Source organism: Leucobacter celer subsp. astrifaciens (assembly GCF_001273835.1).
Classification (GTDB): domain Bacteria; phylum Actinomycetota; class Actinomycetes; order Actinomycetales; family Microbacteriaceae; genus Leucobacter; species Leucobacter celer.
Genome location: NZ_JHEI01000147.1, coordinates 1 through 17,472, shown reverse-complemented (window position 1 = coordinate 17,472; position 17,472 = coordinate 1). Strand labels below are relative to the sequence as shown.

Here is a 17,472-nt window from a genome sequence, read left to right as displayed (position 1 = left end):
TCGCAGGATCTATCACTCGAGATCCTGCGACTGCGTTCGCTGCGCTCTCTCCGCGCAGGATGACGGGGCAGTTCGCCGGTTGAGCGAGGAGCACCGCGCTCGTCGCTGCGCTGCGCTCAACCGGCGGAGGCCTGCGGGGCCGACCGCTGGCGGGCGTAGACGATGAGGTTGTCGGGGGCCTCGGTGCGCGAGGCCGCGAAGAAGCAGGTGATGATGACGAGCCGTCCGGGCTCGTTGCGCCACACGGTCTCGAGGTCGGTGATGGCGGTCTTGTCCTGCCGCTCCGTGGCCAGCACTTCGTAGAGCACTGCGCCCTCCTCGGTGCGCACGACGATCTCGTCGCCGGGCTGCAGCCGGGGTTGCTGGCGGTCGAGATCGACCAGCGGATCGAACACCGCGTCGCCCGTGCTCGAGGTGTGGCCGACGAGATAGACGGTGTTGTCGGTGCCGACACCGGGGAGACCGTAGTCCGAGAGCCAGAACGCGTCGCCCGCGGTGGGCGGATCCAGCACCTCGTCCGAGCCGATGGACAGCGGCTCGATCGGCGCCTCGAAACGAAGCGCGGGAATCTCGAGCCCGACGGGCGGCGACGCGGGGGCGTCATCGATCCGCGTGGAGAGCGAGTCGACCGCTGTTCTTTCGCCGGTCTCGGCGACGGGATGCTCGGCGCCGACCATCTGCCACACCCCGACCCCGAACACCCCGAGCCCGACCAGCACCACGAGCACCACGGCGGCCGTGAGCGGTCGTGAGCGCACCCGGCTCACGACCCGCCGCCGGTCGGCGGGCCCGCCGCACCCGGCACCACCGCCGCGCTCGGTGGTGCGGAACCGCGCGAGGACGCTGCGCCGCGCGTGCCGAAGAGCACCACTCCAGCCGCGCACAGCACGAGCAGTGCCGCGCCGAGGAGCATCAGCTGCTCGGGGCCGCTCAGCGAGAGTCCCGCCGACTGCGGTTCCCGGAGCTGTTCCTCGGTGAGCAGCAGCGGTGCGTCATCGAACCCTGCGGCACCGGGATCCTCGGCGTTCGACGCGGATCGCGGGGTACCGGGCACCTCGACGGCCACCCAGCCGGCGAAGTCCCCGCTCGCCGAGGTGAAGGCGAAGCGGTAGTTTCCGGGCGACAGGCGCGCGATATCGATGCGCAGTTCGCCGTCGTCGTTGACCCTGATCCAGTCGACCGGGGTCTTGCTGGGATAGACGTGCAGGAAGAGCCAGTCGCCGGGCTTGGACCCGGGGATCGTGACGTGGGCGATCCCGTCCGCGATGCGCACGGTGACGCCGCCGCTGTTCGCCCGCGTGAGCTGGTTCGCCGTCGCGACGGGCGGTTCCGGCGTGGACGACGGCTTCGGAGCGGACTGCGTCGACGGCGCACGACTGCTCGGTCCGCTCGGCGCCGTCGTGGTGGGTGCGGTCGGCGTCGTGGGAGCGGGCACGGGGTCGGGGCGCGATGTCCCTGGTACCGAGCCGGTGTCATCCGTCGGATCGCCGTCCCCTCCGTTTCCGGGGTTGTTGTTGCCGCCGTCACCCGGAGGCACGACCGGCGGTACCGGCACGATGATCTGAGGATCGGGGGCCTGCGCCTCCGCGGGAGAGACCCAGGTCACGGCGTTCAGCATCATCTGAGCGGCGGCCGGGGACCAGTTGCGCGCGTCGATGGCGTTGGACGAGCCGTGCAGTGCGAGGAGCGCGTGGCGGTTGTTCGCGCGCTCGTCCACGGCGATTCCGGATCCGAGCGCCGTCGCGATCCTGGCACGGTCGTCGCCGGGATCGGGATGCTGGTAGATCGACTCGCCGATGACGGTCGGGGCGGTGCCGGTGAGCCCGTCGAACCAGGCCGCGCTCTTGGAGCCGTTCGCGCTGTTCTGCACGATCACGCTTCCGACGCCGAGCGTGTCGGGGCTGAGCAGCCCCCCGGCGAAGATGGGGTGCTCCCGGGTGACACGATACGCGACCTCGGAGGCGGTGCGGTCGTCCGCCGTCTCGCGGGTGGCCGGGGTGCCGAGCCGGGAGTGCAGTGTGCCGATGCCGCTGTCGGCGCTGCGCCCCAGGTCGAGCCACACCACTCCGGTACCCGACGCATCGGTGGCGGCGATGGCGGCCTCGACCTCGGCGGCGTTCGCTCCGCCGAGGGGTGTGTCCCAGACGACGGCGTCGTAGCTGTCGAGCGGAGCAGGAGCGGCGGCGAGCGAGGCCGCGTGCGCGACCAGGAAGCCGTTCTCCGCGAGGAGCGTCGTGGTGCGGTCGCCCTCCAACCCGTTCAGCACGAGCACGGAGTTGAGGTCGGCGAGCCGGAAGTGCACGGCGGTCTCGAGGGCCGCCTTCACCGGCGCGGATCCCGAGAGCAGCTCCCGCTTCCCCGGAGCGGATGCCTTGAGCCGGTATTCGCCGGCGGGCAGGCCCGAGAGCCGGTAGCTGCCATCGGCCGCAGTGGTGGTCGAGATGTCCTGCCCCATCACCGTCACGACGGCTCCCTCGATCGGTGCGCCACCGGCGTGGTCGAGCACGGTGCCGGCGATCGAACCGACGGTGATGGGCTTCAGCGCCACCTGCACCGGCACGAACAACCCGTCCTGCACGACGAGGCGCGCCGTTGACGCGTTCTCGTAGCCGAACCGGGTGATCGCGAGCGTGTACTCCCCGGGCACCAGCCGCGCGGTGAACCGTCCCTGCGCGTCCGTGGTCCAGGTCTCGCCGCGCTCGGCGTAGCTGACGGTGGCCCCGGACACGGGCCGACCCGTCGCGGAGTCGGTGAGCACGCCCTTGACGCCCGACTGGCCCTGTACCAGGGCGATCGCGGCGTGCACGTCGATGCGACCGTGACCGTAGCGGGTGTCAGGGTACACCGCGCCCTGGTCCTCACCGGGGCGGTGGGCCGTCTGCTCGAGCGCGTCCTGGATCTGGGACACCGTGAGGCCGCCCTGCGCCGACTTGATGAGGGCCGCGGCCCCGGCGACGTGCGGCGTGGCCATCGACGTGCCGCTCGAGTTGCCGTACATGCCTCCGGGCATCGCCGAGAACACCGCGACGCCCGGAGCCGAGATGTCGGGCTTGGTGTAGCTGGCCGGCCAGCCGAACTGCTCCGCGATGCTCGCCGACCACGACACCGTTCCGCCGCTCGATCCGCTGCTCACCGCATCGTTCGTGTCGGTCATGCCGACGCCCACGGCGTTGTAGAAATTGCCGGGGGCCGAGGTGCTGTTCGCCCCGCTGTTGCCGATGGCGATGGCCGGGAAGATGCCGGCGTCGCGCACGTTCTGGATCGCGGTCGCCATCCTGGCGTCGAAGCCGCCCGAGCCGAGGGACATGTTGATCACATCGGCGGCGCGGCCGGCGGGACGACCAGCCCCGTCGTAGGGGGACATCACCCACTCGAGCGCCGCGTAGATCTTCGCCGTACTGCCGCCGCCGCTCAGCACGTTCGCCGCCATCAGCTCCGCGTTCGGCGCGACGCCGATCCGGGTGCCCGATGAGGCGCCGCCGACGATCGTTCCCGCGACGTGGGTGCCGTGCGAGCCGGGGTCCGTGGGCTTGGTGGTGAGGGGGGTGCCGAGCCGGTCGAAGTTCATCCAGCCGCCCGGATAGCTGGGGTCTCCCGTACCGCGGCCGACCAGCCTGCTCCCGATCTCGGGGTGGGTGGCATCGACGCCGGTATCGAGCACTGCGACTCTGACGCCCTCGCCCCGCACGCCGAAGTCGCGCCACACCTCGTGCGCATTGATCCGCTCGATCCCGTACGTGTTCGGTGGCTCGGTCGTGTCCTCGGCCGCGGGTGCCGCGTCGTCCTCGTGCGGTGCGGCGTCTTCGAGCTGGGGGGCGGCCTCGAGCGCTTCGGTGTCTTCCACAGCTTCGGGCACGGCCTCCTCGAGCGGCTCGACGGTGTAGTTCGGGGTGATCTCGGTCGCGCCCGGCAGGGCCGCGAGAGCGGCGAGCGTCGCCTCCGATGCGTCCGCCGACACGAGGATCGACTGCGCGACCCAGAACCGGCCCAGCACATCGATCCGACCCGAGCGCTCCAAGTCCCGGAGCGCAGTGTCGACCCGCTCCCACTGCTCATCCGCCGCGTCCTGCAGCGAGGCGGACGCGAGCTCCGGATCGCCCTGCGCCGAGGGGGCGACTCCGGCGTCCTCGAAGTACACCATCAGTTCGACGCGACCGGAGCGCTGATCGACCCAGTCCTCGTCGACGGTTCCGGAGTCCCCGGAGTCCGTGGAATCGTCGGGGGCGACCTCCGGCGCCGGTGTGCCTTCGGGGGCGTCACCGTCCCGTTCCTCGCCCGCCGCTTCCCGGTCCGCGAAGGCGAACGGCGACGGCAGCTCCTCCGGCTGCAGCGCGCCGATCGCGGCGGTCACCGTGTCGTTCACGCTCGCGGGTTCGGGAACTGCGCCGAGCGGATCGGCGTTCGGATCGCCCCAGGCGGTGCTCAGCCCCGAGAGCAGCACGCCCGCCGCGAGAGCACCCGCGAGGAGCGTGCGCAGGACCGAGTTTCCGCGGCGGCGCTGACCGCCCGAAGGGAGAGTTCTGTGCACGGTGTGTCCTCGGTGTCGTCAGGTACGAGCGGGCCGCGCGGAAGCGGGATTCGCGGGCGGCCGGGCTTCGGCTATCGGATCGAGATAGAACATCTGATCATTGATAGGCTAGCCTAACTTACGTCAGATGGATCGGATTCGGACGGTGAACCAGCTCGGCGGATGGATCAGCCCAGCGGTGCGACACAGCCCCGACGTGAAGGATGAGTCCTCTCGAATATGAACACGACACCAGTGCGCGCACATCGGCGGGTCCGGCGTGCCGCGGTCGCGGTTGCGATCGCGCTCTCGCTCGCCGGCTGCGCGGCATTCGGCGGTGGATCGCCCCAGGTCGCCGATCGCGCGGCGGCCGAGGGGCCGAGGAACTTCGAGGGTCCGGACACGGCGCTGCTGCGATCCACCGACATCGAACCCATCGCCGAGAACCCGAAGCCCGAGCTTCCCGTGTCGTTCACGGGACTCGACGACGTGACGGTGGAGGTGACCGACACGAGCCGCATCCTGGCACTCGACGGGACCGGGAGCATCGCCTCGGTGGTGTTCGGCCTGGGCTTCGGCCCGAACGTCGTGGGGCGGGACCTCACCACCGGATTCGACTCCGCGAAGGATCTCCCGCTCGTGATGGACACGCACACGCTCAACGCCGAGTCGATACTGGAGCTGAACCCGACGCTGATCCTCACCGATTACAGCGTGGGGCCCTACGATGTGCAACTGCAGATGCGCAACGCCGGGATCCCGGTGATCTTCTTCGATCCCGCCGACGACATCGACGACATCCCGCGGCTCATCGGCGACATCGCGAGTGCGCTCGGCGTCCCCGAACTCGGCGAGGAGTACGTGATCGACTTCCGCGAGCGGCTCGATGAGACCCTCGCCAGGATCGATGCCGTCGCACCGCGAGCCGAGGAGGACCGGGTGCGCATGGTCTTCCTCTACATGCGGGGCAGGGCCGGCGTGTACTACATGTACGGGAACGATCCCGACGGGACGCGGGGGATCGCAGGAGTGCTGATCGAGGAACTCGGCGGCGTCGATGTCGCGGGCGAGGAGGACTGGGTGAGCGGGTCGCTCACCGCCGAGGGACTCATGAAGCTCGAGCCCGATCTGATCCTGATGCTCACCCTCGGTCTCGAATCGGTCGGCGGCGTCGACGGCCTGCTGGAGATCCCCGGCGTCGCCCAGACGCCGGCGGGCGAGCGCCGGCGCGTGGTCGACATGAGCGACTACGAGATGTTCACCTGGGGGCCGCGCACACCGGAGGTGCTGGAGGCGCTCGCCGAGGCGATCTACCAGGTCGATCTCTCGGAGGTGGAGGTCTCATGAGCTCGCGATTCATCGACACCACTGAGGGATCCCAGCCCGCAGCGCGTACGGCGCGCCTCGACGAGCCCGCCGCCGATGCGCTCCCGCGGGTGCTCGCCTACGACGCGGAACCGGCGTCTCTGCCCAGGCCGCACAAGGGCAAGGTGACGCTGCTGTTCATCGTTCTCGGGCTCGGCCTGATCTTCGCCGCGCTGTTCTCGGCCGCGCTCGGCCAGATGCAGATCCCGATCACGGAGGTCGTGGGGTCCATCTGCCGCAGGGTCGGTCTCGCGTGCGGCGCCGAGGCGAGCCACCCCAACACCGATGCCGCGCTGTGGGAGGTGCGCTTCCCGCGCGTGGCGCTCGCGATCTTCGTCGGGGCCGCGCTCGCCGCTGCCGGCGCGATCATGCAGGGCGTGTTCGGCAACCCCCTCGCCGACCCCGGCATCATCGGCGTCTCGTCGGGAGCGGCCGTCGGTGCGAGCCTCATGATCATCACCGGGCTCGCGGCGGGCAGCGCGTTCGCGATCCCGATCGGCGCGTTCATCACCGGCATCGGCACCTCGCTGCTCATCTACTCGATCTCGCGGTCCCGCGGCCGGTCCGAGGTGATCACGCTGATCCTCGTTGGCATCGCGGTGAACGCGTTCGGAGGGGCCGCGCTCGCGCTCATGACCTTCGCCGCGACGATGAACCAGCGGGAGCAGATCGTCTTCTGGCAGATGGGCAGCCTCGCGGGAGCGCTCTGGGAGTCGGTCTTCACGGTCGTGCCGCTGCTCGTGGTCGGTCTCGCCTTCGCCTGCCTCATCGCGGGCAAGCTCGACCTGCTGAGCCTCGGCGACGATGCCGCGAGGCATCTGGGCCTGAACATCGAGCGGCTGCGCATCGGCGCGATCCTCATCGTCGCCCTGCTCACGGCCGCGGCCGTCGCATTCGCCGGCATCATCGGCTTCGTCGGCCTCGTGATACCGCACCTCATCCGCATGCTGGTCGGCCCCGGCCACCGGGTGCTCGTGCCCGCGAGTGCTCTCGGGGGCGCGGTGCTGCTGGTGGCGGCCGACACCTTCGCCCGCACCGCGATCCCCTACGCGGAACTGCCGCTCGGCATGCTGACAGCGCTCATCGGCGGCCCGTTCTTCTTCTTCCTGATCAAGCGGAGCCGCGGGCGGAACGGGGGGTGGATGTGAACCCGATCCCATCCTTGCGGAGGCCGGAGGCGCCGCCGCGTCTCGATCCGGGAACCGTGGCTCTCGAGGGCCGCGGAGTCTCCGTGCGCCTCGGCGGCAGGACGATCGTGCAGGATGCCGATTTCTCGGTGCGCATCGGCGAGATCGTCGCGATCATCGGGCCGAACGGCGCGGGCAAGTCGACGCTGCTGGGAGCTATCGCGGGAGACCACCCCTACGAGGGATCGATCCGTCTCGAGGACGGGGAGATCTCCGGCTGGAGCAACCGCGAACTCGCGCTGCGCCGCTCGGTGCTGCGTCAGAGCAACGCCATCAGCTTCCCGTTCGACGTCGTCGACGTCGTCAAGATGGGGCGCGCGCCGTGGCGGGGCATCTCGACGGTCGAGGAGGACGATCGTGTCATCGCCCAGGAACTGCTGCGCAGCGACACCTTCCAGTTCGCCGAGCGCACCTTCACCTCCCTCTCCGGCGGCGAACGGGCGCGGGTATCGCTCGCCAGGGTCATGACGCAGCGCGCATCCCTGCTGCTGCTCGATGAGCCGACCGCGGCGCTCGACATCAACTACCAGGAGCAGGTGCTCGCACTCGCGCGGCGTTATGCGCGGCAGGGCAACGCGGTCGTCGTCGTGCTGCACGACCTCGCGGCGGCGGCGGCCTATGCCGACCGGGTGATGCTGATCGCCGACGGCGGCGTGCGGGTGTTCGGCGCCCCCGAGGAGGTGCTCACCGCTGAACTGCTGAGCGAGGTGTATCGCCACCCCGTCAGGGTGCTGCGGGACGGCGACGGGTCTCTCGTGGTGCTGCCGGTCAGATTCGCCGACGAGGATCCGCGCGAGGCCTCGGGGGAAGCCGCGCTCGGCGCGCAGCAGAACGGTCCAGCAGGGAGCGAGGAGCAGGAATGATGACAGCCGCGACGCAAGGCAGCACACGATCGACCGACCGGGTCCGAGCACTCGGGGTGCTGCTCCTCGCGGTGCTGCTCGCGCTGCTCGCAGCGGTGTCTTCGGCGACGGCGGCGCAGGCTGCGGGGCGGGTGGATGTCTCGGCCGCTCCGAGCGCCGATGGCTCCACCACGGTGACGCTCACGGGATCCGGATTCCAGTACCAGCCCAATGCTCCCGGCGGCATCTACGTGTTCTTCGGTGCCGTCTCCGATCCCGGCACCAATTCCTGGGCCCCCAGTCAGGGCGGCAGATCCGGGTCCACATTCGGATACGCCAGCGCTTCGGGATCGCAGCTGCTCGTCGGCTTCGCCGGGGGCGAATCGGCGTCGGCCTCCAACTCCCTGATCGATGCGAACGGCGGTTGGAGCGCCGAGATGACCATTCCGGGGGCGGTGTTCGACTCGGTCTCGGGCAACCCGCACGCCGGGCAGAGCCAGGCCGGCGGGCAGATCGACTGCCTGCAGGTGCAGTGCGGCATCATCACGATCGGCGCGCACGGCATGGTGAACGCGAACAACGAGTCGTTCACCCCCGTGTCCTTCGTGACCGCGAGCGGCGATCTCGCGTCGGGTACAGCGGGCCAGAGCTTCACCGACGATGCCACGGTGATCGAGATTCCGGACGGGGAGCAGACACCCGCGAGCTCCGAGCCGGAGGAGGCCGCGCAGGAACCCGAAGCGGACGAGACGCGCCCCGAGAGCGTGGAGGATTCGACGACGGAGGAGGCCGCGGCGGCCGATGAGGGCCTCGACACCTCGCTGCTGGCGCTCGGCGCGCTCGGCATCGCGGTTCTGGCGCTGCTGGCTGCGGTGGTGTTCGCCGTCTTCAGGCGGGCGAAGACGAGAGCGGTGCCGGCAAGGAGCACGACGACAGAAGAAGAAGGAGTCAGCGAGTGAACAGGCGAACCAGTACGGTGCTCCGCGGGCGCGGCCTGCTGCGGGGAGGAGCGGTCGCCCTCGCGGCGGCGCTGCTCGGCTTCGGAGCCGTGGCCCCGGCCCAGGCGGAACCGATCGAGCCCGAACCGACCGCGGCGAGCACGGAGGTCACCGGCGGTTCGGTGCAGTGGATCGTGCGCAGCACCATTCGCAACTACCTCGAGAACTTCGGCCACACCGAGGGGTACGTCGACGTGGCTCAGGGCGCGAGCTATACGAGGGGCGCGCAGCACATCGAGTTCCCCGTGCAGTCGGGCAGCGTGGACCCCGATGCGGGGACCGCCAGCCTGCGCATCGGCGGTGAGGTGGAGATGCACGGCTTCGGCGAGGCCTGGCTGCACTTCGAGGACATCCGCCTCGACATCGCGGATGAGCGCATCACGGTGACGGTCGACATGATCGAGAGCTACAACGTGAAGACCCGCACCGACGATCTGGTGCTCTCGACCTTCGATCTGCCCGAGGGGGGACTGACGATCGAGGACGGCGAACTGCAGCTGACCACCGAGCGCGGCGCATTCCCCGACGTCGTGGCGCTCGAGCACCTGCCCTCCTACGGCGGTCCCACCTACGGCGCTCCCAACAACTGGACGGACCCGCTCGCGCTGCATCTCACGTTCGGCGAGTCTGGCGGCGAGAATCCCGGCGGCGAGAATCCCGGCGGCGAGAATCCCGGTGGTGAGGATCCGGGCGGCGAGGATCCGGGTGAGAACCCCGGCGGCCAGGATCCCGCGACCGGTCCCTACGGCGCGAGCACCGGAACGCCCTACCCCGATACAACGGCCACCATCCGGGTGACCCCCGGCTACGCGATCGCACCGGACGGCGGCACCGAGGTGAAGATCGAGGGGTTCGGGTTCGATCCCGGACCCGCCGTCGCGCCCGGCGCCGGATCCGGCGGCATCTACGTGGGCCTCGGCACGATGAAGGACTTCGGCAACCCGGAGAAGTGGCGGCGCAGCAAGGGCGGTTCGAGCGGTCCGGTCGGCATGGGCGACTACACCTACGGCGCCCCCATGTTCGTCGGCAACCAGGGAAGCGGTGACGCCGACGTGGCCGATGCGGTGATGAACGCGAGCGGCTATTGGAGTTACACCATGACGATCCCCGGCAAGGACATCGCCAGCTTCTTCGGCGATACCGTCGACTGCGTGGCCCTGCAGTGCGGCTTCTTCTCGTTCGGCGCTCACGGCGCCGTCAAGGCCGCCAATGAGGCCTTCACCCCCGTCTTCTTCGAGGGACAGGACGACAGCGGCTGGCCCGACCGCAACACGGGCGAGGAGCCGACTCCGGTGGATCCGATCACTCCGGATCGCCCCGCGAGTGATCCGGGCACGCTGCCGGCCGACACCGCCCTCACCGGCGCGAATCGCGGCGGAGTCTCGGTCGAGGTCTCGGGCGGTCAGGCGCTGCTGACTGTCGGATCCGCTTACCAGAACACCTGGGTCGGTGCCGTCGTCTACTCGGAGCCGGAGTTCGCGGGCTGGTATCTCGTGCCCGCGAACGGCAGGGTCACCGTGCCGCTGCCCACCGGCCTCCCCGCCGGGGAGCACAAGATCGCCGCGATCGATGCTGACGAGACGCTGATCGGATGGGCCCCGTTCACGGTGGAGAAGCAGAGCACCACCCCGCCGTCCGACGGCAAGAAGGAGCCCCACGGCACGAGCACCGGCAAGAACAGCCTGGGCGCGTCGCTGACCGTGGCCCCCGCCTACTCGCTGAACGACCGCGACCAGAAGGTCACCGTCACCGGCACCGGGTACGCCACCGACAACAACGGCGACAGCGCCGGCGGCGCCTACATCCTGTTCGGTTGGGTCGACAAGATGCCTTCCGCCGGAGGCTCGATGTCGGCGGGCGACTACGTCTACGCCGATGGTCAGGAGACCTACCAGTGGATGGTGAGCTACCCGGGCAGCTCCACGCAGCCGGGTACTCCGGTGATGACCGCGGACGGCGACTGGGAGACGGAGTTCACCGTCTACGGCTCGGAGTTCACCAGCGCGAACGGCGTCACGGTGGACTGCTACGAAGTGCAGTGCGGAGTGTTCACGATCGGAGCCCACGGCAAGATCAACGCGGGCGTCGAGGTCTTCGCCCCGGTCTACTTCGACACCGACGGCTCGAGCGTCGACCCGGCGGCAAAGCCACCGGTGCAGACGCCCCCGCCCCCGTCGGCGAACCCGAACGCGCTGCCCGCGAACCAGGCCGGCCAGAACGCCGGGGTCGGTGTCAACGGCGGCCTGATCGCAGCCGTGGCGCAGCCCTCCGATGCGCGCACGCTGATGATCGCCGGGCTTCTGATCGTCAGTGCCGGCCTGCTCGGCACCGCGCTGCTCCGGCTGCGTCGCACGTCGGCCGCGTCGCTCGCGGCCGCCGGCTGAAACCGCTTGCGGGTCGGAGCGCTGGCACGCTCCGACCCGCATCACAGGGCGCCGAGGCGCCGACCCCCATCCCCAGCAGAGAAACGCAGAGAAAAGGGAAGTAATGAAAATAACACGCTCGACCGAGCCCAGAGACCAGGCAGGAGGGTGGCGTCGGAACCTGATCTCAGCAGCGGGCGTGGGCACCGCGTCGGCCCTGCTGCTGAGCAGCCTGGTGGCGTCGCCTGCGCTCGCCGCCCCGAACGGTTCGCAGACGGGAACCGGCACGAATCACGAGACGCTGACGCCCGCGCTGACCGTCAGCCCCGGCTACGAGGTGAACCCCGACGGTGACACCGTGCTGACCCTCGCGGGCACGGGGTACGCCACCCAGAACCAGTGGGGTTCGAACTTCGGCGGTGCCTATCTGCTCTTCGGCGTCGTGAACCCGAGGAACGCGGGTGACCCCGGCAGCTGGGCTCCCACCAAGCAGGGCGTCAGCGGCACCAACTACGACTACGCGGCCGGAGCCGGCGTCTATCAGTCCCTGATCAACTACCCGGGCAACGACACCGAGCCGAGCCTCGGGTACATGGATCAGAACGGCGACTGGACCACCACGCTGACGATCCCCGGTGCCCGGTTCGAGAGCCAGGCGGGCAACCAGATCGATTGCCTCGAGCAGCAGTGCGGCGTGATCACGATCGGCGCGCACGGCTCGCAGAGCGCCGGCGTCGAGGTCTTCACGCCGGTCGACTTCGCCGAGGAGAACTGGGAGGCCACGGCGCCGACCTTCACCGCCCAGCCGTCCGACCAGACGGCAGAGCTGGGATCGGAGGCGACCTTCACGGCGGAGGCCGTCGGCGACCCCGCCCCGAGCTACCAGTGGCAGTCGCGTCTCGGTGAGGAGGCCGCCTTCGCGGACATCGCCGGTGCGACCTCGTCCTCGCTGACGGTGTCGGATGTGCAGCTCGCCGACAACGGTCGCGAGTACCGGGTGCTCGCGACCAATGAGGCGTCGCAGGTGCCGTCCGGTGCGGCACAGCTGACCGTGGTCGTGGGGGATCCCGAGAACGAGACGACCATCGCCGTGACCGGGCAGGCATCCGGCGACTTCCCGACCGACTTCGCAGGTGAGGACGTGGTCGTCAAGGCGAACGTGTCGCCCGGGGCAGCCGAGGGAACGGTGGCGTTCTTCGCCGGCGCGACCAGCCTCGGCACCGCACCGGTGGTAGAGGGAGCCGCGACGCTCACCACCACGGGGTTCGCAGGCGGCGCCCACCAGGTCAAGGCCGTGTTCACGCCGTCGAATCCCGTCGTCTACGGGCCCTCCGAGTCGGCCTCGGTCACCTACCGCATCGTCGATCTCGCGCGCGTCGTCGACGACATCGCGGTGGGTGCGCCGGTCAAGTCGATCTCCGATGCCGAGTTCAGCTGGTCGGTCGCCAACTACTACAGCTCGGTCGGGTACGAGTTCGGCAAGCAGGTGCTCTCGGGCGATGTGACCATCGAGGATCCGATCGAGGGCGATAAGGAGTACAACTCCAACCGCACCTTCGACTTCACCGGGGGCATCGGTACCCAGGACGCGGCCGGAAACACGGTCATCGAGTACACGGGCGAGGTGCGCTTGACTTCGGGAAGCGCGAGTCAGTGGAACTTCAAGGATCCGGCTGTGCATGTCAACGCAGCGGGTGATGGATACGTCACCGCCGAGTTCTCCGGCTACTTCAAGATCGAGGGCATGGCGGAGTACGATTATGCACCCCAGCGCGTGACTGTGGCGACCTTCACGGGTGCCGCACCCGCAACGAACGACACGACCACCTCGTTCACGGCGACCCCGATCTGGGAGGGCCAGACCGCGGCGGGCACCTGGGGCGGCGAGTTCACGGGGTCCTTCCCCAACGAGTTCACCTCGCTGCTGTACTCGGGCATTCGATCCTTCTTCTTCCAGACGGGCACCACCGGTGCCAACCTGACCAAGCCGGTGCAGCCGATCTCGGTGAGCTACGAGGTCGAGGAGACCCGGCCGACCGAGACGACCACGATCCTCGCGGCACAGGCGACGGGTGCATACCCGACCGACTTCGCGGGTGATGACGTGACCCTCTCGGCGACCGTCGCGCCGGCCGTCGCCGGCAGCATGGAGTTCTTCGCCGGTGCGGAGAGCCTGGGTGCCGCCCCCGTGACCGAGGGAGCCGCGACGCTCACCACCGACGGCTTCACCGGCGGTGCGCACCAGGTGAAGGCCGTCTTCACCCCCGAGGATCCCGCAGCCCACGCCGCCTCCGAGTCGTCGGAGCGGACCTACCGCATCGTCGATCTCGAGCCCGTCGTGCCGAGCATCACTCTCGGCGAGCACACCAAGACCGTGTCCGATGCCGAACTCCGGTGGTCGGTCGCGAACTGGGTGAGCTTCAACGCGGGCCCCGGGAAGGAAGTCGTGAGCGGCGACAACGTCGCGCTGGCGGAGCTTCCCGAGTCGCCCACGGTCGACGATCGTGCGAACCGGAACTTCGTGTTCTCCGGGGGCTCCGGCTTCGCCGACGCTGCCGGCAACAGCGTGATCTCGTTCGAGGGGACGATCCAGCTCACCTCGGGCACGCTGCCGCGATGGACCTTCACGGACCCGCAGGTGCACACCGATGCCGCCGGTGACGGCTACATCACGGCGGACGTGAAGACCGAGTACTTCGCCAGCCTGATCGGCGGCGAGGACGAGGAGTTCGCACCCGGCCGCATCGTCGTCGCGACGTTCCTCGGCGGCGCCGCCTCCGTGAACGGGACCAGCGTGTCCTTCGACGTGACCCCGGTGTTCGAGGGGCAGGTCGCCGCGGGCACCTGGACCGGTGCCTTCACGGGCGCCACGCTCACCAACCAGTTCCTGCAGTACGTCAACAGCGGCGTCCGGTCATTCCTCTTCCAGAGCGGTACGACCGGATCGAACCTGACGAAGCCGGGTCTGCCGATCGGCGTGAACTACACGGTCAGCGACATCACGAAGCCGGTGGATCCGAAGCCGGTCGATCCCGAGCCGGTGGATCCCAAGCCCACCAAGCCGAAGACGCTGCCGTTCACGGACGTGAAGTCCGGTGCGAAGTTCTTCAAGGAGATCGACTGGATGTACCAGAACGGGCTGACGACCGGCGTGAAGCAGGCCGACGGCACGATCGAGTACCAGTCGAAGGCCGGGGTGTCCCGTGAGGCGATGGCGGCGTTCCTCTACCGTCTCGAGGGGAGCCCGAAGTTCTCGGCTCCGAAGGTGTCTCCGTTCTCGGATCTGAAGCCGAGCGACAAGTTCTACAAGGAGATCACCTGGATGGCGAACAAGGGCATCACCACCGGTGTGCAGCAGGCCTCGGGCAAGCCGAAGTTCCTGCCGAAGGCGAAGATCTCGCGTGAGGCGATGGCCGCGTTCATGTACCGCTTCGCGGGCAGCCCGAAGCACTCGGTTCCGAGCACCTCGGCGTTCGCGGATCTCAAGAAGGGCGACAAGTTCTTCGCTGAGATCCACTGGATGAAGACCGCCGGCATCACGACCGGTGTGCAGCAGCCGTCGGGCAAGCCCGCGTTCCAGCCGAAGAACTCGGTGACGCGCGAGGCGATGGCCGCGTTCATCTACCGCCTGAAGCAGTAGCCGTTCGCGCGCTCATCGCGCGGATGAGCATCGCCGGTCGAGCGAGCGGAGCCGGTCGAAACCCGATACTTCGGTGACTTCGACTCGGCTCCGCCCCGCTCGACCGGCGGAGGCGCCGTCCGTTCGCACGGACGGCAAGGGAGGCATCCCCGACATGCATACGAGTGTGGAAGGATTCGAAGTGACGACGCTCTCAGAGACGCTCCGCCAGGTTTCGTTCGGCGGACACGGAGGAGACAGCTGGACGGGGTCCGAGGAGGAAGCTCCGGCGGAGCCGCAGTATTACACCGCCTACCTGCGCGGGGGGTTGAATCGTGCCGGCATCGCCGCGCAAGCCGCGCAGCACTACCTCATCTACGAGGCGCTCGAGGGTGCCACGGACGCGCAGCTGCGGCGGCATGGGCCGGAGTTCCCGTTCGCGCTGCCGGAGCTGCGCAGGCTTCCCGCGCTGGAACAGGACCTCGAGTACTGGATCGGGGCCGACTGGGAGCAGCAGGTCAGAGGCCGATACGCGACGCCGGGGATCCGCGAGTACGTGACGCGGATCGAGAAGACCTCTCACGACTCGCTGCCGCACTTCATCGCCCATCACTACACCCGCTATCTGGCTGATCTCTCGGGCGGTCTGATGATCGCCAAGATGTTCCGCACCAGTTACGGGATCGAGGACGACGACGGCGTGCGCTTCTACGTGTTCGACGGCATCGACGACGCCGGGCTCTACAAAGAGGAGTACCGTCGCCTCCTCGACGAAACGGAGCTGACGGAGGACGAGAAGCGTGTGGTCGCCGAGGAGGTCGCTCTCGCGTACCGCCTCAACAATCTCGCCGGTGCCGACCTCGAGTCGCGATTCGAGGAGTACCGGGCAGCATGATCCGCAGAACGAATCGCACGGGTCTCGCGGTCGCCGGCATCGCACTCTGCCTCGCGGTGCTCACCGGGTGCAGCGGCGCTGAGGAAGCCTCGGGCGGGGCGCCGTCCGGGCAGGCCGCTGCTCCTGCGGATGCGGGGGAGGGCCCGGGGGAGACGGCGGCCACGATCGGTTCCGTGCCGCTGGGGGAGCTGGCCTCGGTAGACGGAGAGCTGGCGGTGGGAGAAGAGATCAGCGTGCTCGTGGACACTCCGGAGATCGAGTGGGAGATCAGCAACAGCAATCCCGACGCGGTCGAGATCGTGGACGGCGGCGGCACGCCCCGCACCGTGCGCCTGATCGCTCGGGCCGCGGGTGAATCGCACGTGGAGTTCTCGGGTTCGATCGACGGTGCGGCCGACGAGATCCTCATCACGGTGAGGGGGTGACGAGGATGGCAGCCGCTGGATCGGTGCTGCGGGCCGGCCTCGGGGCCGGCTTGATATGCGCGTTGCTCCTGCCCGGCACGGCCGCGGTCGCGGTGGAGCGCACCGGAGGGCAGCTCGGGATCGTCGCGCAGGAGCACGGGGCGGAGCTCGCGGGCGATCCCGCGGAAACCCTCGCGGCGGGCGCGGTGGACACGAGCGTCTCCGTCGCGCTCCCGCTGCTCGGAGATCGCTCGCTGTACATCGTCGGGCAGAAGGGGGTGGTGCGGGCCACGGTCACCGCTTCGGCCACCGAGGAGCGGCCAGATCCGGGCCCGCCGGTCGGCATCGTCGAGTTCTTCGACGGGGCCGTCTCGCTCGGGTCGGCGGAGGTCGCCGCGACGACCGCTCTGGCCGGTGTCGCGACGCTGGAGACGGATCTCTGGTCGCAGGGCGGAGCGCGGCAGGTCTCCGCCGTCTTCACCCCGGCTGAGGGGACGGCGTTCGACTCCGCGGTCTCCGCCGCGACGCAGACCTACCGCGTGGTCGACACGACGCGGATCGTGCCCGATATCGCGCTCACCGGCGATGACGCCGCGAAGATCCAGGACGCCTCCCTGGAATGGACCATCGCCAACATCTGGTTCAGCAACTTCGGGGTCGGTTTCGAACGAGAGGTGGTGAGCGGTGATGTCTCGCTTCCGGATCTGCAGCCCGGTACGACGATCGCCGAGAAGCAGGCCTACTACTTCAGACCCTTCACCTTCTCGGGCGGAACGGGGTCGGCGGACGCCGCGGGGAACCGCCTGATCACTTTCGAGGGGGTCGCGCGCCTCACCTCGGGCAGCGGCAACCGCTGGAATTTCGAGGATCCGCAGATACATATCGCGCCGAACGGCGACGGCTACATCACCGCGGAATTCAGCGGGTTCTACAGCGTCGGTAGCACGCAGCAGTACGGGCCGGTGCGCGTCACCATCGCGACGTTCTCGGGAGCGCAGCTCGAGAGCGGTGCATCGGGAGCGGGTGAGGCGAGTGCCGGCGGTATCAGCACCGTCGAGGCGCGGATCCCGCTGAACTGGGAGGGCCAGGCGAACGGGCCGGGCACCTGGGCCCACGACTACGACGACTCCTTCCCCACCGAGTTCGTAGCGCTGCTGAACCCGGGGGTGAACCTGTTCTTCGCGAAGAGCGCGGTGGCCACGGACGCCTCGAAGGTGCCGCACCCCATCACGCTGAGCTTCACCGAGGTCGCAGAGCCGGTGGACCCTGTTGATCCGGTGGATCCGGTGGAT

11 protein-coding genes are annotated in these 17,472 nt (G+C 69.3%); 9 read left to right on the top strand and 2 right to left on the bottom strand.

Annotated elements, in window-relative coordinates:
• Positions 1-116 precede the first annotated feature (116 nt).
• Together AMS65_RS19580 and AMS65_RS16440 are read right to left on the bottom strand one after the other, a co-directional pair.
• Positions 117-767, bottom strand: coding sequence for a class F sortase (locus tag AMS65_RS19580; RefSeq protein ID WP_157502386.1), 651 nt, complete (start codon positions 765-767; stop codon positions 117-119).
• A complete protein-coding gene (locus tag AMS65_RS16440; RefSeq protein WP_053385260.1) occupies positions 764-4,528 on the bottom strand; it encodes a S8 family serine peptidase in 3,765 nt (1,254 codons plus the stop codon). Before AMS65_RS16440 ends, AMS65_RS19580 begins: the two co-directional genes overlap by 4 nt.
• Positions 4,529-4,747: 219 nt before the next feature.
• On the opposite strand from AMS65_RS16440, the gene AMS65_RS16435 reads away from it, so the two are divergent.
• From AMS65_RS16435 to AMS65_RS16395, 9 genes are all read left to right on the top strand, one after another.
• The gene (locus AMS65_RS16435; RefSeq protein WP_053385259.1) at positions 4,748-5,854 is read left to right on the top strand and encodes a heme/hemin ABC transporter substrate-binding protein; all 1,107 of its coding nucleotides are present in this window, start codon (positions 4,748-4,750) and stop codon (positions 5,852-5,854) included.
• Entirely contained in the window at positions 5,851-7,020 is a 1,170-nt protein-coding gene (locus AMS65_RS16430; RefSeq protein WP_075201053.1) for a FecCD family ABC transporter permease, read from the top strand. The genes AMS65_RS16435 and AMS65_RS16430 overlap by 4 nt, the downstream gene beginning before the upstream one ends.
• A 56-nt stretch (positions 7,021-7,076) precedes the next feature.
• Positions 7,077-7,922 carry a heme ABC transporter ATP-binding protein gene (locus AMS65_RS16425; RefSeq protein ID WP_075201052.1) on the top strand — a complete coding sequence of 282 codons (846 nt, stop codon included), beginning with the start codon at positions 7,077-7,079 and terminating at the stop codon, positions 7,920-7,922.
• Complete coding sequence (locus AMS65_RS16420) at positions 7,922-8,860, top strand: hypothetical protein (RefSeq protein ID WP_157502382.1); 939 nt, start codon at positions 7,922-7,924, stop codon at positions 8,858-8,860. Before AMS65_RS16425 ends, AMS65_RS16420 begins: the two co-directional genes overlap by 1 nt.
• Positions 8,857-11,283, top strand: a complete 2,427-nt coding sequence (locus AMS65_RS16415; RefSeq protein WP_083451791.1) for an HtaA domain-containing protein — start codon at positions 8,857-8,859, stop codon at positions 11,281-11,283. The genes AMS65_RS16420 and AMS65_RS16415 overlap by 4 nt, the downstream gene beginning before the upstream one ends.
• A gap of 178 nt (positions 11,284-11,461) precedes the next feature.
• Positions 11,462-14,902: an Ig-like domain repeat protein gene (locus AMS65_RS16410; RefSeq protein ID WP_053385256.1), complete on the top strand. Its 3,441-nt coding sequence runs from the start codon at positions 11,462-11,464 to the stop codon at positions 14,900-14,902.
• A 181-nt stretch (positions 14,903-15,083) separates the two neighbouring features.
• Positions 15,084-15,776, top strand: a complete 693-nt coding sequence (locus AMS65_RS16405; protein WP_053385255.1) for a biliverdin-producing heme oxygenase — start codon at positions 15,084-15,086, stop codon at positions 15,774-15,776.
• Positions 15,773-16,201, top strand: coding sequence for a hypothetical protein (locus AMS65_RS16400; protein ID WP_053385254.1), 429 nt, complete (start codon positions 15,773-15,775; stop codon positions 16,199-16,201). Before AMS65_RS16405 ends, AMS65_RS16400 begins: the two co-directional genes overlap by 4 nt.
• A gap of 5 nt (positions 16,202-16,206) precedes the next feature.
• Positions 16,207-17,472 (top strand): hypothetical protein (locus AMS65_RS16395; protein ID WP_162231782.1); only part of this gene is annotated, 1,266 nt, incomplete at its 3' end.